This is a genomic window from Luteolibacter rhizosphaerae, assembly GCF_025950095.1.
GTDB lineage: Bacteria > Verrucomicrobiota > Verrucomicrobiia > Verrucomicrobiales > Akkermansiaceae > Haloferula > Haloferula rhizosphaerae.
Window position 1 is genome coordinate 21,884 of sequence record NZ_JAPDDR010000012.1, and the last position, 26,318, is coordinate 48,201.

At 62.2% G+C, this 26,318-nt stretch carries 22 protein-coding genes; 9 read left to right on the top strand and 13 right to left on the bottom strand.

Features of this window, described 5'->3' with window-relative positions:
• Position 1: 1 nt before the first annotated feature.
• Positions 2-1,291 (bottom strand): ABC transporter permease subunit, encoded by a 1,290-nt coding sequence (locus OJ996_RS20685; protein ID WP_264515581.1) that lies wholly within the window; start codon positions 1,289-1,291, stop codon positions 2-4.
• A gap of 188 nt (positions 1,292-1,479) precedes the next feature.
• Here OJ996_RS20685 and OJ996_RS20690 point away from each other — a divergent pair, with 188 nt between their 5' ends.
• The 5 genes from OJ996_RS20690 (at position 1,480) to OJ996_RS20710 (ending at position 9,171) form a co-directional block, all read left to right on the top strand.
• Positions 1,480-3,105: a peptide ABC transporter substrate-binding protein gene (locus OJ996_RS20690; protein ID WP_264515582.1), complete on the top strand. Its 1,626-nt coding sequence runs from the start codon at positions 1,480-1,482 to the stop codon at positions 3,103-3,105.
• A 9-nt stretch (positions 3,106-3,114) separates the two neighbouring features.
• Complete coding sequence (locus OJ996_RS20695) at positions 3,115-4,038, top strand: ABC transporter permease (protein WP_264515583.1); 924 nt, start codon at positions 3,115-3,117, stop codon at positions 4,036-4,038.
• A gap of 10 nt (positions 4,039-4,048) precedes the next feature.
• Positions 4,049-4,990, top strand: coding sequence for an ABC transporter permease (locus tag OJ996_RS20700; RefSeq protein WP_264515584.1), 942 nt, complete (start codon positions 4,049-4,051; stop codon positions 4,988-4,990).
• Between the two features lie 42 nt (positions 4,991-5,032).
• Positions 5,033-5,728, top strand: coding sequence for a RadC family protein (gene radC / locus OJ996_RS20705; RefSeq protein WP_264515585.1), 696 nt, complete (start codon positions 5,033-5,035; stop codon positions 5,726-5,728).
• A 110-nt stretch (positions 5,729-5,838) separates the two neighbouring features.
• The gene (locus OJ996_RS20710) at positions 5,839-9,171 is read left to right on the top strand and encodes a S41 family peptidase (RefSeq protein ID WP_264515586.1); all 3,333 of its coding nucleotides are present in this window, start codon (positions 5,839-5,841) and stop codon (positions 9,169-9,171) included.
• A gap of 345 nt (positions 9,172-9,516) precedes the next feature.
• Here the strand turns inward: OJ996_RS20710 and OJ996_RS20715 are convergent, their stop codons facing one another.
• From OJ996_RS20715 to OJ996_RS20755, 9 genes are all read right to left on the bottom strand, one after another.
• Positions 9,517-10,227, bottom strand: coding sequence for a YebC/PmpR family DNA-binding transcriptional regulator (locus tag OJ996_RS20715; RefSeq protein ID WP_264515587.1), 711 nt, complete (start codon positions 10,225-10,227; stop codon positions 9,517-9,519).
• A 90-nt stretch (positions 10,228-10,317) separates the two neighbouring features.
• Positions 10,318-12,231, bottom strand: a complete 1,914-nt coding sequence (locus OJ996_RS20720) for a xanthine dehydrogenase family protein molybdopterin-binding subunit (protein ID WP_264515588.1) — start codon at positions 12,229-12,231, stop codon at positions 10,318-10,320.
• Between the two features lie 137 nt (positions 12,232-12,368).
• Positions 12,369-12,845, bottom strand: a complete 477-nt coding sequence (locus tag OJ996_RS20725) for a (2Fe-2S)-binding protein (protein WP_264515589.1) — start codon at positions 12,843-12,845, stop codon at positions 12,369-12,371.
• 106 nt (positions 12,846-12,951) lie between these two features.
• The gene (locus OJ996_RS20730) at positions 12,952-14,460 is read right to left on the bottom strand and encodes a hypothetical protein (RefSeq protein ID WP_264515590.1); all 1,509 of its coding nucleotides are present in this window, start codon (positions 14,458-14,460) and stop codon (positions 12,952-12,954) included.
• Between the two features lie 91 nt (positions 14,461-14,551).
• Positions 14,552-15,160: a lysophospholipid acyltransferase family protein gene (locus OJ996_RS20735; protein ID WP_264515591.1), complete on the bottom strand. Its 609-nt coding sequence runs from the start codon at positions 15,158-15,160 to the stop codon at positions 14,552-14,554.
• A 12-nt stretch (positions 15,161-15,172) separates the two neighbouring features.
• Complete coding sequence (gene cmk / locus OJ996_RS20740) at positions 15,173-15,847, bottom strand: (d)CMP kinase (RefSeq protein WP_264515592.1); 675 nt, start codon at positions 15,845-15,847, stop codon at positions 15,173-15,175.
• Entirely contained in the window at positions 15,844-17,202 is a 1,359-nt protein-coding gene (gene aroA, locus OJ996_RS20745; protein ID WP_264515593.1) for a 3-phosphoshikimate 1-carboxyvinyltransferase, read from the bottom strand. Before aroA ends, cmk begins: the two co-directional genes overlap by 4 nt.
• On the bottom strand, positions 17,199-18,071 hold the full coding sequence (locus OJ996_RS20750; RefSeq protein WP_264515705.1) for a prephenate dehydrogenase: 873 nt from the start codon (positions 18,069-18,071) through the stop codon (positions 17,199-17,201). Before OJ996_RS20750 ends, aroA begins: the two co-directional genes overlap by 4 nt.
• 81 nt (positions 18,072-18,152) lie before the next feature.
• The gene (locus OJ996_RS20755) at positions 18,153-18,599 is read right to left on the bottom strand and encodes a hypothetical protein (RefSeq protein ID WP_264515594.1); all 447 of its coding nucleotides are present in this window, start codon (positions 18,597-18,599) and stop codon (positions 18,153-18,155) included.
• 147 nt (positions 18,600-18,746) lie between these two features.
• Here OJ996_RS20755 and OJ996_RS20760 point away from each other — a divergent pair, with 147 nt between their 5' ends.
• Positions 18,747-18,980 carry a S1 domain-containing protein gene (locus OJ996_RS20760; RefSeq protein ID WP_264515595.1) on the top strand — a complete coding sequence of 78 codons (234 nt, stop codon included), beginning with the start codon at positions 18,747-18,749 and terminating at the stop codon, positions 18,978-18,980.
• 6 nt (positions 18,981-18,986) lie between these two features.
• Here OJ996_RS20760 and OJ996_RS20765 read toward each other — a convergent pair whose 3' ends face one another.
• Positions 18,987-19,667: a hypothetical protein gene (locus OJ996_RS20765; protein WP_264515596.1), complete on the bottom strand. Its 681-nt coding sequence runs from the start codon at positions 19,665-19,667 to the stop codon at positions 18,987-18,989.
• 330 nt (positions 19,668-19,997) lie between these two features.
• Between OJ996_RS20765 and OJ996_RS20770 the strand changes: the two genes are divergently transcribed.
• Complete coding sequence (locus tag OJ996_RS20770; RefSeq protein WP_264515597.1) at positions 19,998-23,453, top strand: pyruvate carboxylase; 3,456 nt, start codon at positions 19,998-20,000, stop codon at positions 23,451-23,453.
• Positions 23,454-23,526: 73 nt separating this feature from the next.
• Entirely contained in the window at positions 23,527-24,300 is a 774-nt protein-coding gene (locus OJ996_RS20775; RefSeq protein WP_264515598.1) for a gamma-glutamyl-gamma-aminobutyrate hydrolase family protein, read from the top strand.
• On the opposite strand, the gene OJ996_RS20780 is transcribed toward OJ996_RS20775, so the two are convergent.
• Together OJ996_RS20780 and OJ996_RS20785 are read right to left on the bottom strand one after the other, a co-directional pair.
• Positions 24,297-24,734: a hypothetical protein gene (locus OJ996_RS20780; protein ID WP_264515599.1), complete on the bottom strand. Its 438-nt coding sequence runs from the start codon at positions 24,732-24,734 to the stop codon at positions 24,297-24,299. The genes OJ996_RS20775 and OJ996_RS20780 overlap by 4 nt on opposite strands.
• Before the next feature lie 81 nt (positions 24,735-24,815).
• On the bottom strand, positions 24,816-25,556 hold the full coding sequence (locus tag OJ996_RS20785) for an SDR family NAD(P)-dependent oxidoreductase (protein WP_264515600.1): 741 nt from the start codon (positions 25,554-25,556) through the stop codon (positions 24,816-24,818).
• Positions 25,557-25,646: 90 nt separating this feature from the next.
• Between OJ996_RS20785 and OJ996_RS20790 the strand changes: the two genes are divergently transcribed.
• A complete protein-coding gene (locus tag OJ996_RS20790) occupies positions 25,647-26,252 on the top strand; it encodes a TetR/AcrR family transcriptional regulator (protein WP_264515601.1) in 606 nt (201 codons plus the stop codon).
• The last annotated feature ends 66 nt before the right edge of the window (positions 26,253-26,318 follow it).

Sequence of the window (26,318 nt, forward strand, 5' to 3'; positions counted from 1 at the left end):
GTCACTTGTAGCTCACCCGTGGATCCACCAAGGCCACACACAGGTCCGAAATCACTTTCCCCAGGGCCGTGAGAGCCGCCGCGACGAATAGCACTCCGAGCATCACGGGCTCGTCGCGTTCCACCACCGCGCTGAACTGCAGCAGCCCGAAGCCGTCGATGTCGAAGACCTTCTCGACTAGCATTGAACCGGCCACCAGCAGCGCGATGTTGTCGCCGAAGGTGGTGGCGATCGGGATGATCGAATTCCGCAGCGCGTGCCGGAAGACCGCGGCCGGATAGGAGACCCCTTTTGCCGCCGCGGTGCGCACGTAATCCGCCGCCAGGTTATCCATCAGGTTGTTCTTCGCCAGCATGGTCATGAAGGCGAAGCTGCCGATGAGGTAGCAGACCAGCGGCATGAAGGTGTGGTTGAAGATATCCTTCACCTTGTCCGCTGCGGAGAGCGTGTCGAAGTCATCTCCCGTGAAGCCGCGGATGGGAAACCATCCCCACTTGGCACCTAGCACCACCACCAGCAGGGATCCCAGTGCATAGCCCGGGATCGCGAAGCCCGCGAAGATTGCGGCGGAACTCGCATTATCGAGGAAGGTCCGGTGCTTGATCGCCTTCAGGATACCCAGCGGCACGCACACGCCGTAGATCACCAGCACCGAAGCCAGTCCGAAGTACAGCGACACCGGCATGCGCTCCAGAATCATCAGCCCCACCGGGTCCTGATACTTCTCCGAGGCGCCCAAGCTCCCCTGCAAGAGGCCGTCGAATGCCGGCTTGTAAAGCACCGCCCGATACTCGGGCTCGCTCTGCAGCGACATCCCGCCCATCCACTTGTTCCAGTGGCGCACCTGCTCCGCAGGACTTCTCAGGCGGACCGCCCATTCCGAGATATCCACGCCCGCTTCCGCCTTGAGTTCGGCGCGGTCTCCTTGGCGGATCGCTTTCACCAGATGGATCGTGCCGGGGATCGGGATCTCCACTTCGGTCGCGCCTTTCGGGAACTCTCGCCCGATCTTCTGGGTGTCCCGCGGGAAGATGCCCAGCCATTCGCCGTAGGCTCGGCCGAGGCTCTTTTCCCGGTTCTTCTTCTCTTCTACGTCGAGAACCTGTGACGCCGTGATGGTCGGCCCGCTTTCCATCCGCGAGCGCTTCCCGCCATCGCCCCCCATCAGGGCGGCGATGCTGCGCTCCACCGGGCCGCCCGGGGCCATCCGGTTGATCGCGAAGACCAGCGCCGTGATCCCCAACAAAGTCAAAGGGATCAGAAGAAGGCGGCGCAGGAAGTAGGCTTTCAAATGGCAGTACGAAGCTAAAGGATTCCGTGGTTCTAGCGGAGGAGCCCTCCCTTGCAAGTCCCCGGGGACGTTTCGTGCAGCTTTGGCCGAAATCCACGGGGAAGCTGCATGTTCCCGACCAAAAGCGACACGGGCAGTGAAATTTTCCCTGCAATGTCGGCGCGGGACAAGCTAGTGCTGCGCCACGCATGACACGACTTGCCCTTTTTCTGCTCCCCGCCCTGCTCTGCCTGACCGGCTGCCAGAGGGAAGAACAGTTGGGCTCCGGGGAAACCCTGGTCGAGAAAGCCAACCGCGAGGGGGTCCTGATCATGGGGAATTCCAACGAGCCGAAAGGCTTGGACTCCCAGGTCGTGACCGGCGTGCTGGAGAGCAATATCCTGCGGGCTCTTTTCGAAGGACTCGTCTCCGATCACCCGAGCGAGGATGCCACCGTGCTGCCCGCCGGAGCCGAGGTGCTGGAACCGGATGCGACCGCCACGGTCTGGACTGCGAAGCTGCGGCAGGATGCCAAGTGGTCCGATGGCGCCCCCGTGACCGCTCACGACTATGCCTTCGCCTACCAGCGGATCCTCGAGCCCTCCTTCGCCGCGAAATATGCGGAGATGCTCTACTTCCTCAAGGGAGCAGACCGCTTCAACAAGGGCGAGACCACGGATTTCAAGGAAGTGGGCGTGGAGGTGCTGGATGACTTCACGCTACGCCTGACCCTGCGCGGACCTACTCCTTACTTCCCGCAGATTCTCAAGCACTACACCTGGAACCCGGTGCCACGCCACGCGGTGCTGAAATACGGCACCATGACCCAAAAGGGCAACGCATGGTCCAAGCTGGGCAACATCGTCTCTAACGGCCCCTATCAGCTCAAGTCCTGGCGCCGCAATGACCACCTCGAGGTGGAACGCAATCCCTACTATTGGGGCGCGGACAAGGTGACCTTGAACGGCGTCCGCTTCTTGCCGATCAACAACTCCTACACCGAGGCGCGCATGTTCCGGGACGGCCTCATGCACGTGACCTACACGGCCCCGCCGGAGATTGTGGACTTCATGAAGAAGGAGAACCCCTCGGTCCTCCGTCAGGAGCCTTACGTGGGCACCCTCTTCTTCCGCTGCAATACCAAGCGCAAGCCGCTCGATGACCAGCGGGTCCGGCGCGCCTTGAACCTCGCCTACAATCAGGAGGAGATCTGCAACAAGATCCTCCGCGGCTACAAGCCGGCCTACGGCATGACCCCGCCGATGGCTGGCTACGATTCGCCTCATGCGATCTCCTTCGATCCGGAAACCGCCCGGCGCCTCTTGGCGGAAGCGGGCTTCCCGGGCGGCAAGGGCTTCCCGCGCCTCAAGATCCTCCTCGCGAGCCGTGAGACCGCCGCCACCGTGGCCCAAGCCGTGCAGGCGATGTGGCGCAAGGAGCTGGGCATCGAGGTGGAGATCGAGAACAAGGAATGGACCGCCTACCTCGCCGCGATGCAGGAGTTCGACTACGACCTCGCTTCCTCCGGTTGGATCGGCGACTACCTCGATCCCCTCACCTTCCTGGAAATGTGGACGGACGGGAACGGCAACAACCTCACCGGTTGGTCCAGCAAGCCCTACGAGGAACTCTTGCAGAAGTCTCACCAAGAGGCGGATGCCGCCAAACGCTACGCCCTGCTGCGTGAGGCGGAGACGATCATGACCGCGGAGTCGCCCACTCTTCTGATTGCTTGGTATGCCCGAAACTACCTCATGGATCCTGCCGTCGAAGGCTGGAAACCGCTCCTGCTCGACAACCACCCCTATGACGTGCTCCGCCTGCGCACCAAGTGATCCGCTGCCATGACCCGCATCATCCTTAGCCGCCTCTTTCAAGGTCTCCTGACCTTGTTCGTGCTGGTCACGATCACCTTCTTCCTGGTGCGCATGATGCCGGGCAGTCCCTACACGGACGAGAAGGCGTTGCCCAAGCACATCCTAGAACAACTCAAAGCCTATGTCGGCTTGGACAAGCCGCTTCCGGTCCAGTATCTGACCTACCTGAAGAACCTGATCGTGGATCAGGACATGGGCATCCTGCTGAAGCGGGATGGCGTGAAGGTCTCGGAGATCATCAGCCAGTCCTTCCCCGTCTCCGCCTTTCTCGGGGTGCTCTCGATCGGCATCGCGCTGATCGTGGGACTCCCCGCCGGCGTGATCGCCGCGGTGAAGAAGAACGGTCCCCTCGACTACGCCTGCCTGGGTGCTGCCATGATGGGTATCTGTCTTCCCAGCTTCGTCATCGGGCCCCTTCTGGCCGTCTTCGCCGGGCTCGGACTCAAGTGGCTTAACGTGGCGGGCTGGAATACGCCCACCGACTGGATCCTCCCGGCTGTCACGCTCGGGATGGTGAATGCCGCCTATATCGCACGGCTTACCCGCGGCGGCATGCTCGACGTGCTGAATCAGGACTACATCCGCACTGCCCGCGCCAAGGGCGTGCCCGGCCATCGGATCGTGACCCGCCACGCCCTGCGCGGCGGACTCATCCCCGCCGTGGCCTTCGTCGGCCCGGCCTTCGCTGGCATGATCTCGGGCTCCTTCGTCATCGAAACCATCTTCCAGGTTCCCGGCATGGGTCAGCATTTCGTGAATGCGACCACCGACCGCGAATACTTCCTGATTCAGGGTCTCGTCCTCTTCTACGGTTTCCTGATCGTCGGTGCCAACCTGCTCTCCGACCTCGCCCAGATCGCCCTCAACCCGCGCCTGCGCGCTTCCGCCTGACCCATCTCCCATGTCCGAATCGATCGAAAAAGGCACCTCCCTCTGGCGCGACGCGTGGCACCGGCTGTCCCGGAACAAGGCAGCCATGCTCGGCCTCTGGTTCCTCGTCCTTATCGTCATCCTCTGCTTCATCGGGCCGCTGATGCCCTTCGTGAAGAGCCCGACGATCATCAATCTGGATAACTCCGGAGCACCTCCGAGCGGCGAGCATTGGCTCGGTACGGATCAGCTGGGACGCGATCTTTTGGCCCGCGTGCTCTACGGCGGGCAGATCTCGCTGCTGGTCGGCTTCGTCGCCACTGCCGTCGCGGTGGCCATCGGCCTCGTCTACGGTGCCGTCTCCGGCTATGTCGGCGGAAAGCTCGACGACGTCCTGATGCGCGTGGTCGATATCCTCTTCGCCCTGCCCTTCCTGGTGCTGGTCATCCTGTTTTCGCTGGTCGTGGACAAGCCGGCTTCGGAGTTCACCGAGTGGGTCATCACCACCACCGGCTGGAACCGTGATAAGGTGGCTCCGATCACCACCCTGATCCCCCTCTTCATCGCGATCGGCGCGATCGGCTGGCTGACCATCGCCCGCATCGTCCGGGCCCAGGTCATGGCCTACAAGCATCAGGAATTCGTGGAGGCTGCCCGCTCGCTCGGTCTCGGCAATGCCCGGATCCTCTTCCGCCACATCCTGCCGAACGTGGTCGGACCGATCATCGTCTACACCACGCTGGCCGTGCCCGGCATCATGCTGCTGGAGAGCGTGCTCTCCTTCCTGGGCCTTGGTGTTCGTCCCCCGAACAGCTCCTGGGGCATCCTGATCAAGGAGGGAGCGGACCGAATGGAAACGAACATGGGCCTGCTGCTCTATCCAGCGCTGTTCTTCTCCACCACTCTCTTCGCCTTGAACTTCCTCGGCGATGGCCTGCGCGACGCCCTCGATCCGAAGTCCTCGAAGGACTAGAAACTTCTGGCCAAGACCCGGCCGACATGTGTTCATGTGACCATGTCAGAGCGAATCGCCGACCTCCCTTTGGACGAACGCCCTCGCGAGAAGCTGGCGAAGTTCGGGCCGGGTGCACTGGATAACGCCGAGCTTCTGGCGATCTTCCTCCGCACCGGCATCGTCGGACGCAGCGCGATCCAAGTCGGGCGCGATCTCTTGGAGCACTACGGATCAATCGGTTCCCTCGGCAGTGCCGGGGCCATCGAGCTGTCGAAACAGAAAGGACTCGGGCTCGCCAAGGCCTGCCAACTCGTCGCCGCCTTTGAGCTCGGGGCCCGGGCCGCACGCGAACAGATCGCCCAGACCCCGCTGGATTCTCCGGAGATCATCTACCGGACCTTCGCCCCGCAGCTCGCATGGCTGCGGCACGAGAAGCTCATTGTGGCCCTGCTGGATACCCGTCTCCGTCATTCCGGCACCGTCGAGATCAGCTCCGGCAATCTCAACGAAACCGTCGCCCACCCCCGCGAGGTCCTGCGCCCGGTCCTTACCCGCGGAGCTTACGGTTTCGTCCTGATCCACAATCATCCTTCGGGCGACCCCACCCCCAGCCGGGCGGACGAGCACTTTACCCGGCGCATCAGCGAAGCGGCCGACCTGATGCAGGTGAAACTCCTCGACCACGTGATCGTGGGTCGGCCGGACCAAGGCCGGGCACCCTACTTCTCCTTTCGGGAAGCGGGTGTCGTCGCCTAGACTCTTGCCACTTGGCAAGGGATGTGCTTCGCTCCGCCCGGGTCGAGATACTTAACCTTCCCTAACTACTTGAAAGCCCTCCCGACGGGCTTCCGTAGCCATCCCGACGCATGTCTGCCCGGCTTTTCCAAGCTTACCTCCCTGCCCTGCTCTGCGCCCTCGCATTGCCCGCAGCTTGGGCGGTTCCGGCTCCCGGCGAGATCCTCATGGCCAGCTGGCCCACCCTCTCCCCGGACGGAAAAACCCTCGCCTTCGAGTGGCGTGACGACCTCTGGTCCGTCCCCGTCGAAGGCGGCCTCGCCGAGCGTCTCACCGCCCACCCCGCCCGCGACAGTTTCCCCCATTATTCCCCGGATGGGAAATCCCTCTACTTTTGCTCCAGCCGCGCCGGCTTCCTCCAGCTCTTCTCCATGCCCGCCGAAGGCGGCCCCGCCGCCCAGCACAGCTTCCACTCCGAAGGCGCGAGCCTGGAAGACATCACGCCGGACGGCACCAAGGCGCTGGTAAGAGGACTCCGCGACGAGCCCGGCTTCCGGCCGGAACGCCTGATGGAGATCGACCTGCGCCGCGAATCCCCGGAAACCTACCTCTTCAACGAGAAGGGGCAGTCGGCGCGCTACAGCCCGGATGGAACCAAAGTCCTCTTCTGCCGCGAGGGGGAGCAACTCTACCGCAAGGGCTACCGGGGCCCGCGGGCTTCATCGATCTGGCTCTACGAGGTGAAGACCAAGGCCTTCACCAGCTTGATCAAGGAAGAAGCTGAGGCCCGCTCGCCACTCTGGAAACCGGATGGCAGCGGCTTCTACTACGTCTCCGAACGCGACGGCACCTTCAACCTGTGGTCGCGGGACTTCGCCAGCGGCAAGGACGAGCAACTCACTGCCTTCAAAGACGACGGCGTGATCCGCCCGGCGGTAGCGGAGGACGGCTCCGTGATCGTCTTCCGCCGCGGCTTCCATCTCTGGGCCTGGCGGCCGGGTGGCAAGGCGGAGCAAATCCCGATCCGCCAGCAGGAGGACCTGCCGGACACCACCCAGGAGCTCCGGAAGATCACGGGCACGGTGGACGCCGACTTTTCACCGAGCGGACTGGAAATGGTCTTCTGCGCCGAGGGCGAGCTATGGACCTCCGACACCGTGCTGCGCGAGCCGAACCGCATCACTCGCAGTTCCGCCCGCGAAGAGGATGCCGCCTTTTCTCCCGACGGCCGATGGATCTACTACATCAAGGATGAAGGCACGGAGCGGAACGTTTGGCGCGTGGCTCGCAAGGACGAGGGTGACTACTGGTGGCGGGCCGATGCCTTCCAACATGAGCAGGTGACACGCGGCACCGAGGCCAAGCGGCGGATGCGACTGAGCCCGGATGGCACGCGGATCGCCTACATTTCGGGCGGAGGGAATCTTCACGTTGCGGATGCCGACGGTAGTTCCGACCAACTGCTCTTCGCGTGCTGGGATGCGCCGACTTTCGATTGGTCTCCCGATTCGGGTTGGCTGGTCTTCGCGGCACAGGATCAGAACTTCAACCGTGACATCTATGTTCTGGCGGCGGACGGCTCGCGTGAGCCCTTCAACCTTTCGCGACATCCCGACTTCGAGGGCTCGCCGAAATGGTCGCCGGATGGCCGCAGAATCGCCTTTACCGGGCGGCGCCTGAACAACGAGATGGGCCTCTTCTTCGTGGACCTCAAGCTGGAAGAAGCCGTCCGCTCGACCCGCGATCGCCGTGAACTGGATGCGGAATCCGCGATGCGCGACGACCCGCTCTATCGGCAAGAAGACAGCGAACGCGAGAACGACGACTCCGAAGAGCCCGAGGAAACGAAAGCGGCTGAATCCCTGCCGGACACTACCCGGCCTGAGCAGGTGCCCACGCCGGAGAAACCGAAGCGCAAACGCATGCGGATCGATTTCGAGGGTCTGAGCGAGCGCATCGTGCGCCTGAATACCCGCGGCATCGAACCCGAGCGGATGCTGTGGTCGGCGGACTCGAAAGCGATCCTCTTCCAAAGCAAAAACAGCTCCAATGACAAGCTCTTCAAGATCGAAGCTCGCCAAGGAGCTTCGATGCAGGATGAGGCCGAGCACCGTGGTCTGCCGATCCGCGTGGACAAGGACGGTTCCCTCTTCTGGATCGTCGATCAGACGCCCGCCCTGCTGAAGAAGGGCAAGCTGACGAAGTATCCCATCACCGCGCGCCTGGTGCGGGATCGGGTGGCGCACCAGCGCCTGTGGTTCCGCAGCGTGTGGCGGACTCTCCGGGACCGCTTCTATGATCCGTCGATGAACGGCAAGGATTGGGAGAAGATCCTGGCGAAGTACGAGGACGCTGCCGCGTATTCACCCGATTCACCGACTTTCGACGGAGTGGTGGGCATGATGCTCGGTGAACTGAATGCCTCTCACCTGACATTCATTTCTTCCGTCTGGCCGAAACCTTGGGAAAACGAGGGAGCCGAATTCCAATCCACACGGCACCTCGGTATTCGCTTCCAACGTCACGGTGCAGGCGATCCGCTCACCGTGGCATCGGTGATTGCGGGCAGCCCTGCGGCTCTGTGCAAGCCACCGGTGGAATCTGGCGACACGATCGTGAAGATCAATGGACGACCGATCGACAGCTCGATGCCGGTTCACCGCTTCATGAATGGCCGCTTGGACCGCGACATCGAGTTGGTCGTCCGTGACAAGAAGGGCAAGGAGCACATTCATGACCTACACCCGATCAGCTACGAGCGGGCACGGGAACTGGCGGAAGCGCAAGTGGTGATCGATAACCGCAAGCGCGTGGAGGAGATGTCCGGCGGACGCTTGGGCTATGTCCACATCGCTCGGATGTATTGGGACGAATTCGAGCAATTCGAGCGCGAGATCTACGCCGCCGGTCACGGCAAGGAGGGCTTGGTCATCGACATCCGTGACAACGGCGGCGGCTTCATCACCGATCATCTGCTTACCGTGCTCTGCCAACCGCAGCACGCGGTGACGATTCCCCGCGGCGGTGGTCCGGGTTATCCTCAGGACCGTAAAGTCTATGCCTCCTGGCACAAACCGCTGGTGGTGGTCTGCAACCAGAACTCCTTCTCGAATGCCGAGATCTTTGCCCACGCCATCAAAACATTGGGACGCGGACCAATCGTCGGTGTGCCAACGGCCGGCGGCGTGATCTCCGCTTCCCGTGAAAAGATTCTCGATGCTGGAACGCTCCGCGTGCCATTCCGCGGCTGGTTCTCGCCCAAGGACGGCACCGACATGGAGATGAACGGTGCCATCCCGGATCACATTGTCTGGCCCGAACCCGGACAACTCGTGGCCGGAGAAGACCCGCAGCTCGGAAAGGCTGTCGAGGTCCTGATCAAGGATGTCGACACTGCGGAGAAGCAGGAGTTCGTGCCGAAGTATCGCAGCGGCTACAAGGCAGAGGGAGAGAAGGTGGAGTGAGCCGTTCCCGGTATGTCACGCCCCGCGTCACGGGAATCGCATTGCTCGTCGCGGGTTATCTCGTCGGCTATTTCCCAAGCACCTCCTACCACCGCGGAAGCTTGGGAGGACCGGAGATCCACCACCGCATCTTCCGGTCGAGACTCCATCTGGCACTTTATAGGCCGCTGACGATTTTGGAGAGAACGCTTCGGGAGCCCGCCGTGGAATGGTATGCCGAGGCCGAGCGAGAGGGCGCTTGGCTGCCGCCTTCCATCGCGCCGTAGGGGCAGCATGGGAACAAAAGAAAGCGGCGGAGGACTCATCGCCCTCCACCGCTGTGAAAGTGTTTTTCGGAAAGACTCCTCAAGCCAAGTTGGTGAAGACGACCTGCACGTCATCGTCGTCTTCGATTTTCTCAAGGATGGCTTCCACCTCGGCCATCTGTTCTTCGGTCAACTCGATCGGCTGGGTCGGAATGCGCTCGAGCCCCGCCTTCTTAGTGGCGATGCCGAGCTTTTCGAAGGCGGAAGTCAGGCTGGAGAAGCTGCCGTAGTCGCCGATCGCACGGGTAATCCCGTCCTCGGTCTCAAGCTCTTCCAGGCCGGCATCGATCAGCTCCAGTTCGAGCTCTTCCAGATTCAGATCCGGGCCGGCTTCAAACTCCACCACCGCCTTGCGGGTGAACATGAAGTCGAGTTGCCCGCTGTTCACGATCTGTCCGCCATTCTTGTTGAAGATGGTCTTCATGTTGACCACCGAGCGGTTCGTGTTGTCGGTAGCGCATTCGATGTAGAAGAGAGAACCGTGCGGGCCTTTTCCCTCGTAGGCCACTTCCACGATATCGGCAGCGTCTTTGCCAGCAGCACGCTTGATGGCGGCGTCGATCTTGTCTTTCGGCAGATTTTGGCCCTTGGCATTGGCAATGGCCAGGCGCAGCGGGGCATTGGCCGCCGGGTCCGGGCCGCCGTTCTTCGCAGCCATGGTGATGGATTTGGCGAGCTTGGGGAAAACGCGGGACATGGTATCCCAGCGGGCTTCCTTGGCTCGGCGGCGGCATTCGAAGGCTCGTCCCATATATACGAAAGATTCTCGGTTGGCGGGATTGAAGCGTAGGCAGCGGCGCGGGCAAGCCCAAGAGTCGCCAGCCCTGCCGACAATCGCGCCCTAAGCCCCCATCGGCATCGCCAGCGGACGCTTGCCGGTGGCGGACTGGATAGCCCCACCGATAGCTGGCGCGATCGCAATGATCGGGCACTCTCCGGCTCCGGCGGATGGTAGATCCTTGCGATCCAGCAACACAATTTCGATGGGCGGAACATCGGAGAACCGCGGGACACGATACTTGGAGAAGGTAGGATTGAGGATCTTGCCATCCGCGAAACGGATCGCTTCGAAGAGCGCACCGCCGAGTCCCATGACGATACTCCCTTCCACTTGGCTCTTCAGGTGCACCGGATTGACGGTCGCACCGCATTCGAAAGCGGCCACGATCCGCCGGACCTTCACCTCCCCGTCCTTCCCCTCGACCTCCACGCAATTGGCGACGTAGCCTCCTTTGTCGATTCCACAGGCGATGCCGCAGTGCCCTTTGCGGTCCTTCCACCCGAACTTCTCGGCAGCCGCCTCGAGAACCGCGCGCAAGCGCTCGTCTTTCAGATTGCGGAGCCGGAATTCCAAAGGATCGAGCCCGGCTAGAGCTGCCAGTTCGTCCATCGCGGATTCGCGTGCGAAGCCATTCGCGGCCGCGGCTAGACCGCGATAGGAGCCTTGTCGCAAAGGCGAGCGGCTGCCGTGGCTGCGTACCGATTTCACCGGAACCTCGTACGGCGTCTCGATCGCCGCACCGCCGGGATTGTGGCTATGGAATTCCCACGCCGTGAGCTTGGCCTCCTTGTCGATTGCCGCGCGCACTTCGATCACTGCCGCGGGACGGAAGTAGGCCCACCAGAACTCTTCTTCGCGCGACCAAGAGACCTTCACCGGCCGCTCCACGGCCTTCGCCAGGCGGGCCGCCTCCACCGCCGCCTCTCCACTGTGCTTGCCGCCGTACCCCGACCCCGTGTCGGGAACAATCACTCGAACTTTCTCGGGCGGCAGCGAGAACGCTTTGGCCAGTTCGTCCTTCACGCCGAAAGGCCGCTGGGTACCGGTCCATGCCGTCAGCTTGCCATCCTTCCACTCGGCGACGCCCGCCCTTGTTTCCAAGGGGCAGTGGGCGATGTATTCCACATTGAAGGTCTTCTCCAGCTTTTGCGCGGCAGTCGCGAGCGCCTCGTCGATTCGCTTACCCTCGTCGCCGCGGTCGATCTTGTTCTTCAGTACTTCCCACAGACCGGCATTGGAGGGACCTCCGCCGCCTTCCCATTCGACCGCCATAGCATCGATCGCTTGCTGCGCGAGAGACGGATTGGGAGCGGTCACACCCACGAAGTCGCCATCTTTCACCACGCTCACGCCTTCCATCGCCTTGGCCTTGGTGTCGTCGAGCGACTTGAGCTTTGCGCCGTAAACTGGAGCCCGCAGTATCTTGCCATGCAGCATGCCGGGTAAGGACATGTCTGTGGTATAGAGGTGCTTGCCGGTCACGAAATCGCGGCCATTGATCTTCGGCACGGAGGTTCCGGCGATCTTCCATTCGCTCGCTGGCTTGAGCTTCGTGTCACTGGTCACGGTGGCGGCGAGCTTCCTGTCCTTCAGAAGCTGGGCGTAAGTCGCCCTCTTCTCTTCCCGCGTTTCTGCCTTCGGACGGATCACGCTGCCCTCCGCCGCGGAGAGATCGCCGCGATCAACATCCCATTCCTTTGCTGCCAAGTCGATCAATTCCTCCCGGGCCGTGGCAGCGACCTTGCGCAAGTGCAGCGCCATATCCGGAGTGCTGCGACTTCCGAAGGTTCCCATGTCGAAAGGCACGAGATCGGTATCCGCCATCAGCATATGGATGCGTTCAATGGGAAGGTGAAGCTCCTCCGCGATTGCTTGGGCAAGCGAGGTACGGATGTTTTGCCCCACCTCCGTTTTCCCCGTGAAAACCTGCACTACACCATCTTCGCCAATGTGTAGCCATGCACCAAGATTCATCGGGCGGGGCGAACCACCCCGGCGATTACCCCGCTGCTGTGCCGTTAGCTGCGGAGTGAGAAACGCGACGAGCAGGCCCCCCCCTAGGAGCTTGAAGAAATGGCGGCGGTCGAATACCCGGGCTTCCAAGGCTTTCATCACGATTTGCTGGCGAGGGTTTCGGAAGCGCGCTTCACGGCGGCACGGATGTTGTTGTAGACACCGCAGCGGCAGATGTTGCCATCCATCGCGGTGAGGAGCTGCTCTTCCGTCGGCTGCGGGTGTTCCTCCAAGAGGGCCACCGCGCTCATGATCATGCCGCAGGTGCAATAGCCGCACTGCAGGGCATCCGCATCGAGGAATGCCTGCTGGACCGGATGCAATCTGCCCTCCTTCTCCAAGCCTTCGATCGTGCGGATCTCCGACTCGCCCACGGACCCGGCAGAAACACGGCAGGACCGCACCGGTTTCCCGTCGACCAGTATCGTGCAAGCCCCGCATTGCCCTTCTCCGCAGCCCGGCTTGCACCCGGTGAGCCCAAGATCATCGCGCAGCACGCTAAGAAGGATCCGCTCGCCATCCGCCTCTAAAGCGGTAGCGCGGCCGTTGATGTGGAGACGGGTAACAGTGGCCATGGGTCTGAGGAGCCTGACCCTCCCGCGGGTCGCGCGGGGATCAAGGTGAAACCCTGCCAGATGGAAAAGGGTTGCGGATCAAGGAAGCTTCCTCGCAACCCCGCCCTTACAACGCCGCGCGGCTGCGGACGACCAGCGGACTATCCGCGCCACCTGAACCCTTCAGCCAGTGAACGCTGGCAGCGAGGAAGCGGTTGCGGAAGGCAGGTGAAAGTGACTTGTAGTCCTCGATGATCGCACTGCTGAACTTGTAGTCGTGGGAGTCGGTGCCTTTCATGTAGATGAGGCGCTGCGCCGCATCCGTAAAGAGCTTCGGGTCGCCTCCGGCATCCAAGAAATCCAGCGTGCGGCGGGCCGCGCCGAGGCGATCGTCGTTCAGACCGGCGAAAATCTCGTCCACGGCGGCATGTCCGCGCGACTCGCTGACGATCGGCTCAAAGGTATCGATCTCCACTCCGCCACTGATGCCCGCATCCTCGCGGAAGAGCGGGAGAAACGAAGCATTCTGAAGCATCAGAAAGCGCCGGGTTTCGTCATCCGAAGCGTGCCGGAACGCGTAGTGAAGCGCATTCGTGGTAGTGCACGCATGCAGCGCGATGATACCCGGTGCCCGCATCAGCAGTTCCGCGGAGCACTGGAACATCGCATCCCAGACCGGTTGCGGACTGCAGCCGCTGTTAATCAGAGATACCACCTTGGCCGAGGCTTCATCCCAAGATCCGGAGCGAAGTACGGCGAGCAAATCCGCGGCAGCACCGGAGCGGTTCTCACCGCCATTCCATGTCACGCGGAGTTCCTTAAGGCGCTCCGCATTCTTGCGACCCGGCCGGTCGGCGAGGGCGTCGCCATCGGCAGGGTTGGTCCCATCGCACGCGAGGAGAGCGTAAGCGAGGGACCGGAGGACCGGTTCCGAGTGCTGCCAGCCGATGGTCTGGAGCAGACGCCAGCTATTCGCGACGTAGATCGCCTTGTGTCCGATGTCACGGTAGTCGCGGGCTCCATATCGGCAAAAAAGATCGAAAGCATCCTGCGAACTCGATCCGCGCGCCAGACTCGCGGCGGCGCTATCGGCGCAAGAGCAATCCCAAGCATCCATGCCCTTGCGGAATGCTTCCGCGGCACGGTCGGCGGGAGGCACGGAAGGCTCGTAAACCCCCTCCATGGTCCAATCGCCCTCCTTCTTGTCGCGGGCTTGGGAGGCTTTGAACTGATCGACCGCCCAGAGCAGGGGCAACCAGCGGTCGGCGTCCGGCGAATTCTGGCTGGCGAGATGGGCGGAATTGACGACGAGGACAGCGTGGAATTTGAACCCGACAGGGCGCGGCTGGATGTTCCGGATGCCGGCGAGGAAGGTTGCTGCAAGGATCTCGCGATGCGTGGTACCGGTCTTGATCCTCTGACCTACTTCCTCAATCACCCGCTCCCGTGGTGTGTCCTCGAGGAGGCGCACCAGTGGTTCGATCTCCGGAAGAAAGCGGACGATGGAGGCATCGACACCGGCCTCCGCCGCCGAAATAGCAGGCAATCGGGATAGGAACTCCAAAGCTCCCGTCCCCAGCAAGGCCCCCTGCGTGGCGGTGGCTAGAAAGCCCCGCCGTGTGTATTCGTTGCTCATTTCGAACTCCCCGACCCGACTGGGAAGTTGAGCACGGATTTCCTCAGACGCAAGAAGCGGCTGCGGAATTTCACGTAGAAATGAAAAGAGCTCAGGCCGTCTTGATCGCATCCATGATGCGGTCGGCGATGTGCTGGTAGCCGTGCTTGCCCTTGGCCGTATTCAACTCGTCTTCCGTCAACCGGATCGGCTTACCGATATAGAGCGTAATCTGGGTGAAGCGGATGCGGCCGGAGCCACGCGGCAGAGCCTCGCGGGCACCTTCGATCCGGATCGGCTGGATGACCGCGTTGGACTTCACGGCGATCAGGCCGACTCCCGGTTGGGCCGCACCCATGTTGCCATCGAGACTGCGCTCCCCTTCCGGGAAAATCAGCACGCGGCGGCCCGAGGCGAGCAGCTTGATGATGGCCTTCAGGCTCGTCATGTCCGGACGGTCCTGATCGACCGGGATCGAGTTCCAAGCAAGGTAGATCCACTTCAGCAGCGCCCCCTTCATCAGGGTTTTACGGGCGAGGTAGAACATCTCGTCCTGATACAAGGTGCCGATCAACGGCGGATCGAGGAAGCTCTCGTGGTTCGAGGCAATCAGCACCGCCCCGTCCCGGACCAGATTCTCACGGCCAATGACCTTCAGCCCGAAGAGCGAGCGATAGGCACTGCCGAAAAGAGACCAACCGAACCAATAGACCCAACGCATCACAGTCGTTTGTTAGAGCACGGCATCCTCCGCTTCCGGCGGAATCGGGAAGCCTTGGCTCGCGAGGATGTCCAAAGCAGCCTTCACGCCGGTTTCAATGGTATGCCCGGAAGTATCAAGGATCGCCGCGCCTTCCGCGATCTTAAGCGGAGCGGTTTCACGGCGGCTGTCCGCATGATCGCGGGCGGCAACGGAATCCACCTCCCCGACTTCCTCGCGGCGAGCCTCGCGCACGCCGGGGTCGGCATCCATGTAGATCTTATATGGAGTCTCCGGGAAGACTACGGAGCCGATGTCGCGGCCTTCCATCACCACGTCGCCCAGCTTCAGGTAATCGCGCTGGAGGGAGACGAGGCACTCGCGCACTTCCGGCACGGCGGCCACGGCGGAGACATTGGCATTCACCTCCTCGCTGCGCAGCTCGTCGCCGGGATCGACTCCGTCCACCTTCACGGTGGAGGCTAGGCCGTCCACCCCGCATTGGAGTTCCATCTGGCGGAGGGCTTCCACCACCGCGGCACGGTCGTTCGGATTCACACCCTGCTTGAGCACCTTCCAAGTCACGGCACGATACATCGCACCCGAGTTCACCATGATCAGGTTCAGGCGCTTCGAAAGGATGCGCGCGAGCGTGCTCTTGCCGGAGGCGGCGGGCCCGTCGATAGCGATGGCGCGATGGAGGATCATGGGGCGACCGGGACGGTGGGAAGATCGTAGTCCTCGGCCGACTTGCTCTCGTCCATCACGGCGGCGAGTTGCTTGGCGAAGCCGGGATAGGAGGTGTTCACACAGGCGGTGTTGCCAATGATCGTTTCGCCCTCGGCGAAGAGGCCGGCGATGGCAAAGGCCATGGCGATGCGGTGATCCCCGTGACTCTCCATCGCCGCAGCGTGCAGAGGCTGGCCGCCGGTGATCTCCATGCCGTCTTCGAATTCCTCTACCTGCCCGCCCATCGCGCGCAGGTTATTGACCACAGTGGTGATCCGGTCGGTCTCCTTCACCCGCAGTTCCTTGGCATTGCGAATCGTCGTCTTGCCCTCGGCCAGTGCGGCAGCCACGGCAATCACAGGGATCTCGTCGATCAGGTTCGGGATCTCGGCCTTGAGCAACTCGGTGCCCTTGAGCTTGCCACCGCGGATCTCCACATCGCCGATCGGTTCGCCATCGTCAGTGGAGATCACCGTGCGGGTGATTTGCGCGCCCATGCGCTCGATCACATCGAGCACGGCAGTGCGGGTCGGATTGAGACCGACGTTCTTGATGACCAAGCGGGAGCCCGGCAGCGCGGCCGCAGCCACCACCCAGAAGGCCGCGCTGGAAATGTCCCCCGGCACACGGAAGTCGCGAGCCTGCGGGACTTGGCCTCCCTTGATCGAGATCGCGCCGCCCTCGGTCTTCACCTTCACACCGAAGGATTCGAGCATGCGCTCGGTGTGGTCGCGAGTGTCGGCGGGCTGCACGGCGGTGGTGGTGCCTTCGCAGAACATCCCGGCAAGGATCACCGCGCTCTTCACTTGGGCGCTGGCCATCGGCAGCTCATAGCGCACCGGGTGGAGTTGCGTGCCGTGAATCTTCAGCGGGGCACAGCCGGGCTTTTCTCCCAAGCAATCGATCTTCGCTCCCATCAACGCGAGCGGATCGGTGATGCGGCCCATCGGACGACCCGAGAGCGACTCGTCTCCGAAGAGTTCCGTGTCGAAGGACTGGCCCGCGAACAGACCGGCCAGCAGGCGCATGCCGGTTCCGGAGTTGCCGCAATCGATCGGCCTGGTCGGCGCGGCGAGCTGCATCTTGCGGCCGTGAATGCGCATCGAAGTTGGACCGAAGCCGGGCATCTCCTCCAACACCTCCACCTTCACCCCACAGGCGGTCATCGCGCCCAAGGTGTTCAGGCAGTCCTCGCTCGGCAGGAAGTTCCGCACCGTCGAAACCCCATCGGCGAGGCCCGCGATCATCGCCGCGCGGTGAGACATGCTCTTGTCGCCGGGCACCGGGAAGGCGGCATCCAGCGTGCGGATCGATCGAACTCGGAACTCACTCATGGAAAATCGTTTCTGACGACGGCAAGGGCAGCTTCGCGGGCTTGTTTCGCGTCGTCCAGCCAGCGGCGCAGGGCTTCTTGCTCGCCCGCTTCCAGCATGGCAAGCATTTCACTCATCTCGGTGATGGCATGACTCAAGACGCCACGCAGGGCTTCCCGATTTTCCGTCACGATCTCCGCCCACATGTCGGGGTCGCCACCGGCCACGCGGGTGGTATCGCGGAGTCCGCCGCCGCCGAAACGACCATCGGAGGGCGTCGTCAAAGCGACCTTCGCAGCGGCTGCTGCCATGAGGTGCGGAAAATGGCTGATCCGGGCAACCAGCGCGTCGTGGGCCTGTGCTTCCATCCAAGAGACGCGGCACCCGACCGCTTCCCAGAAACGCTGAAGACGGGACGACCAAGGATCCCCTACCCGGTCGTCGTCGGTCAGCAGGCAGGCAGCACCATCGAAAAGTGTGGCCTCGGCAGCGCTGATACCGGTTTGCTCAGAGCCTGCCATCGGGTGGCTGCCGATGAAACGCCCGCCGGTTCTCCGGAGAATTGGTTGCAGGCAGCGGTGCGGGGCTGCCTTCACGCTGCCCACATCCGTCACCAGTGCGTCTTGCCAAAGCCCGGCGGATTGAGCTGCCAGCAGCACCGTGGCCATCGCTCCCACGGGGGTGGACAACACCACGAGGTCAGCGCCATCAAGAGCTGCCGCGAGATGCTCCGTGGCCCCTGAGATTCCCCGCTGCCGTGCCGACTCCACCGTCGCCGCGCGCCGCGCCCAAAGGGCCACCGGCAGGTGCGGGAAGCGCTCTCTCAGGGCCAGCGCCAGCGAGCCACCGAGGAGCCCGCCGCCGAGAATGGCCACCTTGTTAAAATCCATCACGGGTTTCCGGGAATGAAGGAGCCGGGCCCTGCTGGGGACCGGCTCCTCGAAATCAAATCGTGCGAAAAGGTCGCGATCTCAGGGAACCCGGAAGTGCTTCTTCTCGGATGCCGGATAGGTCGGATCGGCCACCAGACGGCCGCTCGGAATGCCCTTCACGTCGATGATCTTGTTGTTGAAGGGGCTGAAGACGAAGCCCGGCTTGCCCGGAACAGGCTTGGCCACGCGGATCTCAGCTTTGGCTTCTTCCGGCTTCTTCGGCGGGGTCTTGTCGGCATCGGGGTTACCGGCCGGCTTGTCCTGTGCGCCTGGCTCACCTTCGGATTGCTTCTCCTTGTTCGCGAGTTCCTCGGCTTCCTTTTTCTTCTTCTCGCGCTGTTCGGCGATCTTTTGCTTTTCCTCTTCGGTTTGCTGCTTGTTCACCGCCGGATCGGCAGGAGCCTGTGGAGGTTCCTCGACGTAAGGAGTGCAGGAGACCGCCAGGAACAGGGCGGCGGAGGCCGGGAGAATCAGTCGGAGCTTCATGGTGCTAGGGATAGGCTCCGCAACCGGACCTGACCGGAGGCCGCGGAAAGCGCGGGAAGATTGAAGCAGCACCCTCCCCGCGTCAAGCCGCCGCCTTGAGCGCGCTTGCAAATTGCCCGTGACCGTGACTGCTTCTCCGCCGTTCCCATGAGAAGCCCCGGCGGACCCCACGACGATTGCCTGCGAACCCGCGGGACGATCCTGAAGAAGCTAGAGAACGGGCTGCACGAGGCCGCCCTGCCGAACGGCAAGCGGGTCATCTGCCATTTCTCAAAAGAACTCGCCGCCGCGCCACCGGAACTAACCGAGGATACGGTGGTGATGCTGGAGCTTAGCCCCTTCGACTTGGATCGGGGACGGATCTCCAAGGTCCTCCCCTGAAGCAACCTAGTTCCGAATTTCGGCCAGCCACTGCTTCGCAATGATATCCACAAAGGCGGTAAATGTTGGGGCTCCGTCGAGGGTGTAGAGCGTTCCTTCGGGACAGCCCGGAAGTAACTTTGCGTGGCTGTAGCCGTGATCATGGGCGAGCAATAGAACCTCACCCGTAGTCCGGTGACAGATGGTCATGTCACTATTGGCTTCCCGAGAAATTCCATGGTAGTCCGAGGGCTGGATAGGAATCTCAAGATCTTCCTCCTCGAATAGCCAGTCAGAATACTCGATCTGGCTGGCGTCGTTAAGAGCCTCTTCGAGAATCAAGACGGAGTTTTGATTCATCGTCCAAGCATCGTCCGGTTGGTTGAACGTTTCTTCAATCCCTCCGAATTCACCGAGCAGCAACCGGTGGAGACTGAAAATCTCGGCGGGTACTTCCGGTGGCGGCTTAGGGCAAAGCCATCCCATTTGAACGCCGTCGCTCCTTGTCCACGCCAGCAATTCATACTGCTTATCTCCGACTATAACCTCGGTTGTGCGCGATTTCCCGAGCAACTCACTCATAGCCGGGAAGGCTTCGATTAAGTCCTCAGACGGTCCAGATCGCGGGTTCGTCTCGCCGATAGACATGGGAATTTTATCATAGTTGAACCAAGTTACTTCCCGCAAAAAGCATTCGAAGTCAGTCATTGTTCACTTGAACAATAACAAGCTCCGAATTGACGAGCAAAAAGTTCATGCCCGTTCCGAACTCGAACTTTGATCCCGAAAACGACACTCGCTCCACACAAAAAAGAAGCGGCCCGATCGACTAGACCCCGGAAAAACCCAAAAACCGGAAAGTCTCTTCAATCGGGCCGCCTACTATTGTCGCGACGCCGAAGGATTACCAGCCACCAACCCCTGCGTCAACACTTTTCTGGAAATTTTCTTCGAGAATTTTCAGAGGTCTTAAGGAAAGCCCCGCTGTCACCTTTACCCTTGGCCGATTCGCGGGCCTTCCCTTAGGAACTGCCCCGCATGCCGCAACCCAAGACCGACAAGCTTCTCGCCGCGAACCGCGGTGAAATCGCCATCCGCATTTTCCGCGCCGCCAACGAACTCGGTCTGCGCACCGTCTCGATCTTCGCCGAGGAGGACCGCTTCTCGCGTCACCGCTTCAAGGCGGACGAGGCCTACCAACTCGACAAGAACAAGGGTCCGGTGGGTGCCTACCTTGATGTCGATGGGATCGCGGCGCTGGCGAAGTCCAAGGGTGTGACGCTCGTCCACCCGGGTTACGGCTTCCTTTCCGAGAACGCCGCTTTCGCCCGGGCCTGTGCGCGCGAAGGCATCACCTTCGTCGGCCCCTCCCCCGAGTTGCTGGAAAACATGGGTGACAAGACGGCAGCGCGCACGCTGGCCGCGAAGTTCAACGTCCCCACCCTGCCCGGCACGGAAGAACCGATCACCGATCCTTCTGAAGCCCTGAAGGTGGCGAAAGAGATCGGCTTCCCGCTCATCATCAAGGCGGCCTTTGGTGGCGGCGGGCGCGGCATGCGCGTGGTCGAGAAGCCCGAGCAGCTCGCCGGCCTGCTGGCCGAGGCACAGGGCGAGGCCGAGAAGGCCTTCGGCAATCCCGCGGTTTTCCTCGAGCGCTATATCTCCCGCGCCAAGCACATCGAGGTGCAGATCCTCGGTGACCAGCACGGCAATGTGGTCCATTTGCACGAGCGCGACTGCTCGGTGCAGCGCCGCTACCAGAAGGTGGTGGAAATCGCTCCCTCGATCGAACTCGATCCCGTGGTCCGCAAGGAGCTGTGCGATGCCGCCGTGACGCTCGCCAAGGGCATCGGCTACAACAATGCGGGCACGGTCGAGTTCCTCTACGACATGGACCAGAAGGACTGGTTCTTCATCGAGATGAACCCGCGCATCCAGGTGGAGCACACGGTGACCGAGTGCGTCACCGGCATCGATCTTGTGCGCTCGCAGATCCTCGTCGCAAAGGGCTACTCCCTTTTCGACAAGGAAATCGCGATCCCGCCGCAGGATGAGATCCCCTGCAATGGCTACGCGATCCAATGCCGCATCACCACGGAAGACCCGGAGAAGGGCTTCGCACCGGACTATGGCCGCATCCTGAACTACCGCTCCGCCGCGGGCTTCGGCATCCGTCTCGATGCGGGCTCCGGCGATGCCGGCTCGGTGATTACCCCCTTCTATGATTCCATGCTGGTGAAGCTCACCGCCATGGGACGCGACTTCGAGACCGCATGCGTGCGCATGGACCGCGCCCTGCGCGAGTTCCGCATCCGCGGGGTGAAGACCAACATTCCTTTCCTGGAGAACGTCATCAAGGACGACACTTTCCGCTCCGGCCAAGCTCATACCAAGCTGATCGACACCAAGCCGGAGCTGCTCAAGTTCAAGGCCAAGCGCGACCGCGCAACCAAGCTGCTCTCGTACCTCTCCGACATCACCGTCAATGGCAATGCCACCGCCAAGGGTTGGAAACCGGAGAAGCCGATCCTCAATCCCCGCGTGCCGCAGCCGGAGATCAAGGAGTTCAAGGGCAGCCGGGACATCCTGTTAGAGAAAGGGCCGGACGAGTTCGTGAAATGGATCCTGGCCGAGAAGCGCCTGCTGATCACGGACACCTCGATGCGTGACGCGCACCAGTCGTTGATCGCGACCCGCATGCGCACGGTGGACATGCTCCGCATCGCCGACGCCTATGCCGAAGGCTTGCCCGATCTCTTCTCTCTGGAGATGTGGGGCGGTGCCACATTCGACACGGCGATGCGCTTCCTGAAGGAAGATCCATGGGATCGCCTGCGCCGCCTGCGCGAAAAGGTGCCGGGCATCCTGTTCCAGATGCTCTTCCGCGGCTCGAATGCCGTGGGCTACTCGAATTACCCGGACAACGTGGTGGCGGGCTTCGTGAAGCACTCGGCGGATGCGGGAATGGATATCTTCCGCATCTTCGACTCGCTGAACTACCTGCCGAACATGCAAGTGGCGATGGAGGCCGTGCGTGATCATGGCAAGGCGCTGTGTGAAGCGGCCATCTGCTACACCGGCGACATCCTTGATCCGAAGCGCGACAAGTTCTCGCTGAAGTATTACGTCCAGAAGGCCAAGGAGCTGGAGAAGATGGGTGCCCATATCCTTGCGATCAAGGACATGGCCGGACTCTGCAAACCGCAGGCCGCCTACAATCTCGTGGCCGCGCTGAAGCAGGAGATCGGCATCCCGATCCATTTCCACACGCATGACACCTCCGGCCTGAATGCCGCCTCGGTCATCGCCGCGGCCCGTGCCGGTGTCGATATCGCGGACCTCGCGATCGCGTCGCTCTCCGGCTCGACCTCGCAACCGAACCTCAATTCGGTATCCGCCGCATTGGCGAACTCGGATCGCGATCCCGGCCTGAATGCCGACACTCTTAACGAGGTCTCCGACTACTGGGAAGAGGTGCTGGCCCAATATAAGCCCTTCGACTCGGCACCGCGCGCCGGCACGGCGGAGGTATACGAGCACGAGATGCCGGGCGGCCAGTATACGAACCTGCGCGAGCAGGCGAATGCCATGGGACTGGGCCACCGCTGGCGCGAGATCGCCCGCACCTATGCGGACGTGAACCAGCTTTTCGGCGACATCGTGAAGGTCACGCCATCCTCAAAGGTGGTCGGCGACATGGCGATGTTCCTCATTACCCGCAGCATCAAGGCGGCGGACGTGCCCAAGCTGAAGCCGGGCTCGATCGACTGGCCGGAGAGCGTGATCGACATGCTCGCCGGCGGTTTGGGTCAGCCGGATGGCGGTTGGCCTGCCGATGTGCAAAAGGTCGTGCTGGGCAACAAGCCCTCCACCACCCAGCGGCCTGGAGACCTCGCCGAAGCGGTGGATCTGGAAGCCACCCGCGCGCAGGTCGCGAAGAAGATCGGTCGTCAAGTGGATGACGACGATCTCTACTCCCATCTGATGTATCCCGCAGTCTTCGCGGAGTTCGTGGACTTCCGGAAGAAGTACGATGACCTTAGTGGACTCGCCACCCCGGCCTTCTTCTACGGCATGCATGTCGGCGAGGAGGTCGAGATGGAGATCGATCCCGGCAAGACGCTCTTCGTGAAGCTGGTTTCGATCGGCGACGCCGATGCTGACGGCAAGCGCACGCTCTTCTACGAACTGAACGGCATGCCGCGCGAGAGTGTGGTGGTGGACAAGTCCCGTGTCAGCAAGGACTCGAAGGCCGCCCGCGTAAAGGGTAAGCCGGACGACACGGCCCAGGCCTGCGCCCCGATGCCCGGGATGGTGACGGAAGTCGCCGTCTCCCCCGGCCAGGAGGTCAAGGAGGGCGACAAGCTCATCGTGCTCGAAGCCATGAAGATGCTCACCACCGTCAGCGCCTCACAAGACGGCGTGGTGAAGGAGATCCTCGTGGCCAAGGGCGAGCAAGTGGACAGCGATGACCTGCTGGTGAAGCTCGGCTAAGACAGGGTCCAACCCTCGGGAGGTCCGCGAGGGGCGGCTTGATTCACCAAGCCGCCTCCTGCATCCATTCAGTATGAACCGCCGCACTTGGGTCACTCTGGTAGCCGTGCTCGCGGCTGGGAGCATAGGCTTCTTCACAGGCCGCCAGACCCCATCCGCCACTCCCGCCTCATCAGCGCCAAGAGCCCCTCTGATCGGCATCGCTAGCGTAAATGGGGACGCCTACGTGCAGGCGATCCGGGAGGCCGGAGGCATCCCCGTGATTCTGCCGGATCACGCCGGGGGTGACACCGAGCTCGCGGATTACTTGGAGAGGCTGGATGGGCTGCTCCTACCGGGCGGAGCCGATATTCCACCCGCGGAGTATGGAGAAGCTGCCCACCCGACCGTCGAGCCGCTTGATCCGAACCGCTTCGGTTTCGAGAAGGTGTTGGGCAGGGCCTGGATCGAGCAGACCGACAAGCCCCTGCTCGGCATCTGCTTGGGAAGCCAGTGGATCAATGTCCTTCATGGCGGCTCGCTGGTGCAGGACATCCCAAGCGAAAAGGGCGGCAACCACCGCGGCACCACTCACACCGTGAAGCTGGAGCCCGGCACCCGACTCCACAAGATCTACGGCGATGCGGAGTTCGAAGTGAACTCATGGCACCATCAAGCCGTGGATGGCCTCGGCTCCAAGTTGCGTGTTGCCGCCATCAGTTTGGACGGCGTGATCGAGGCTACCGAATCCATCGACCCGGACCGCTTCCTGATCGGCGTGCAGTGGCATCCGGAGAAGATGCTACCGGATGAGCGCCAAGCTCGGCTGCTGAAGGCCTTCGTTGAAGCATCCAAGGAGAAGCCCTAGCCCGCCAGCTTCGCCAGCTCGCCTTCATATTGCGCTAGCTCGAACTCGAAAGGACCGAAGCCGGAGTAGTCCCAGTCGCGGAAGGGCTGTTGGAATCCGCTCCAACGGACGCGATCTCCCGTGATTTCGATTCGGACGGCCAGTGGCCAACAATCCGGCCAACCGCAATCGCATCCGAGCAAGGCTACCGAGTTCTCCGGCACCCCGCAGCCACCACACTTCTCCCCCATGAGTTCCTCCCGGCCCGCCAAGAGCGCGGGGTCATAGGCACCCGCCAAATCCCCGTCGCTCTCTCGCCGGGCTAAGGGCATCTCAAACGCCTTGATCCTTTCGAGCAAGGGCTCGCCGTCGATCAGAACACACCAGCCGTGCGTCTCCCGTCCGGAATCCCACTTCGCCCTGTATGCGAATCTCTCCAATATGAGTCGGTTCATTCGACAGAAGCTCGTCCCGAATATAGCAAGGGCCGGTGTTCCCTGGCAATGGAAACGCCGGCCCTTGATCACCGATCGATCTCAAGCGATCGCCCCGCCATCGACCGTGATGGTCGTGCCGGTGATTTGTTTGCCACCCGGACCGGCAAGAAAGACAACCGCAGCAGCGATGTCCTCAGGAGTTCCGTACTGGCCCAGCGACATCGCGCTTTTCTGGAATTCAGCACCCTCGCCATTGGCTGGATTCATGTCCGTGTCGGTGGAGCCCGGCTGAACAAGGTTCACGGTGATGCCCTTGGGCCCGAGTTCACGGGACAAGCCCGCCGTCAGGGAGCGCAGCGCCGATTTCGTGGCGGAGTAAACGGTCACGCCGCCGAAGGGGACCCGCTCGCCCAAACCGCTGCCGATGCTGATGATACGGCCGCCGCTGGTGAGATGAGGGATGGCCGCTTGGCTGGCCAGGATCACTCCGCGCACGTTGACGTTCAGGAGCGCGTCGATGTCCTCAAGGGAAATCTCCTCAAAGCTGCCTTGGCGTGCGATTCCCGCATTGTTCACGAGGATGTCCAAGCCCCCGAGGGCCGCAACCGTCTGATCGATCGAACTGCGGACCGCTTGGGGATCCGCGCTGTTCGCCGCGAAGGCCACGGCCTTGCCACCGGCGGCTTCGATTTCCTTGACCACTTCCCCGGCCTTATCCGCCGAGCGCTCGTAGGTGATCGCCACGCTCGCGCCTTCCGCGGCCAAAGCTTTCGCGATTGCCGCGCCGATTCCACGGCTTGCTCCCGTGACCAATGCCCGTTTTCCTGTCAATGTACTCATGGTATTTCTGTATCGTTCGACACAAAATTCATATCGGCTTGCGGGAGCCCGTCAACCGATTTATAGATCGATCGACACAAAAATCGTTTCATGAGCGACAAGACCACAACCCGCGGACGCCCTCGTTCGTTCGATCGCAGCGCCGCTCTGGAAGCGGCCATGCGGGTGTTCTGGCAAAAGGGCTTCACCGCCGCCTCCATGAATGACCTGTGCGCAGCCATGGAAATCGGGTCGCCCAGCCTCTATGCCGCTTTCGGTAGCAAGGAGCAGCTCTACGCGGAGGCGATCCGCCACTACGGAGCCATGGGGATACCAAAGCTCAGCCACGCCTTGGAATCCGCCCCGACCGCGAAGCTCGGCATCGAGGCTTTCCTCAGGCTCTCCGCCCGTTCCCTTTCCTGCCCGGAGCATCCTCTCGGCTGCATGGTGGTGCTATCGGCGGTTCCCAGTGAGGGTATTGCCAGCCTCGCGGACCAAGTTTTGGAGGCGCGACAAGGATCATTGCAGCTGCTTGAAGCTCGCCTTCAGCGAGGAATCAGGGAGGGCGAGCTTCCCAAGACCACGAAGGTCAAGGCTTTGGCCCGCTTCTTCGTCACGGTCCAGCAGGGCATGTCCATTCAGGCCCGGGATGGGGCGAGTGCAAAGGAGCTGGATGCCGTGGCAAGCGCCGCCATGCGTGCTTGGCCTGCGGATTGAGAGCCCTGCCGAGCTAACTTGACGATCAAAAGCGGGACGACATAACATCCCGGGACTCTTCCGCCC

Coding starts and splice junctions, on each gene's coding strand:
- OJ996_RS20775 (WP_264515598.1), top strand. CDS start 23,527: ATGAACCGCCGCACTTGGGTCACTCTGGTAGCCGTGCTCGCGGCTGGG.
- OJ996_RS20715 (WP_264515587.1), bottom strand. CDS start 10,227: ATGGGACGAGCCTTCGAATGCCGCCGCCGAGCCAAGGAAGCCCGCTGG.
- OJ996_RS20735 (WP_264515591.1), bottom strand. CDS start 15,160: ATGCGTTGGGTCTATTGGTTCGGTTGGTCTCTTTTCGGCAGTGCCTAT.
- OJ996_RS20790 (WP_264515601.1), top strand. CDS start 25,647: ATGAGCGACAAGACCACAACCCGCGGACGCCCTCGTTCGTTCGATCGC.
- OJ996_RS20760 (WP_264515595.1), top strand. CDS start 18,747: ATGAGAAGCCCCGGCGGACCCCACGACGATTGCCTGCGAACCCGCGGG.
- OJ996_RS20700 (WP_264515584.1), top strand. CDS start 4,049: ATGTCCGAATCGATCGAAAAAGGCACCTCCCTCTGGCGCGACGCGTGG.
- OJ996_RS20785 (WP_264515600.1), bottom strand. CDS start 25,556: ATGAGTACATTGACAGGAAAACGGGCATTGGTCACGGGAGCAAGCCGT.
- OJ996_RS20720 (WP_264515588.1), bottom strand. CDS start 12,231: ATGAATCTTGGTGCATGGCTACACATTGGCGAAGATGGTGTAGTGCAG.
- radC (WP_264515585.1), top strand. CDS start 5,033: ATGTCAGAGCGAATCGCCGACCTCCCTTTGGACGAACGCCCTCGCGAG.
- OJ996_RS20690 (WP_264515582.1), top strand. CDS start 1,480: ATGACACGACTTGCCCTTTTTCTGCTCCCCGCCCTGCTCTGCCTGACC.
- OJ996_RS20725 (WP_264515589.1), bottom strand. CDS start 12,845: ATGGCCACTGTTACCCGTCTCCACATCAACGGCCGCGCTACCGCTTTA.
- OJ996_RS20770 (WP_264515597.1), top strand. CDS start 19,998: ATGCCGCAACCCAAGACCGACAAGCTTCTCGCCGCGAACCGCGGTGAA.
- OJ996_RS20730 (WP_264515590.1), bottom strand. CDS start 14,460: ATGAGCAACGAATACACACGGCGGGGCTTTCTAGCCACCGCCACGCAG.
- OJ996_RS20695 (WP_264515583.1), top strand. CDS start 3,115: ATGACCCGCATCATCCTTAGCCGCCTCTTTCAAGGTCTCCTGACCTTG.
- OJ996_RS20780 (WP_264515599.1), bottom strand. CDS start 24,734: ATGAACCGACTCATATTGGAGAGATTCGCATACAGGGCGAAGTGGGAT.
- OJ996_RS20710 (WP_264515586.1), top strand. CDS start 5,839: ATGTCTGCCCGGCTTTTCCAAGCTTACCTCCCTGCCCTGCTCTGCGCC.
- OJ996_RS20765 (WP_264515596.1), bottom strand. CDS start 19,667: ATGACTGACTTCGAATGCTTTTTGCGGGAAGTAACTTGGTTCAACTAT.
- aroA (WP_264515593.1), bottom strand. CDS start 17,202: ATGAGTGAGTTCCGAGTTCGATCGATCCGCACGCTGGATGCCGCCTTC.
- OJ996_RS20750 (WP_264515705.1), bottom strand. CDS start 18,071: ATGGATTTTAACAAGGTGGCCATTCTCGGCGGCGGGCTCCTCGGTGGC.
- OJ996_RS20755 (WP_264515594.1), bottom strand. CDS start 18,599: ATGAAGCTCCGACTGATTCTCCCGGCCTCCGCCGCCCTGTTCCTGGCG.
- cmk (WP_264515592.1), bottom strand. CDS start 15,847: ATGATCCTCCATCGCGCCATCGCTATCGACGGGCCCGCCGCCTCCGGC.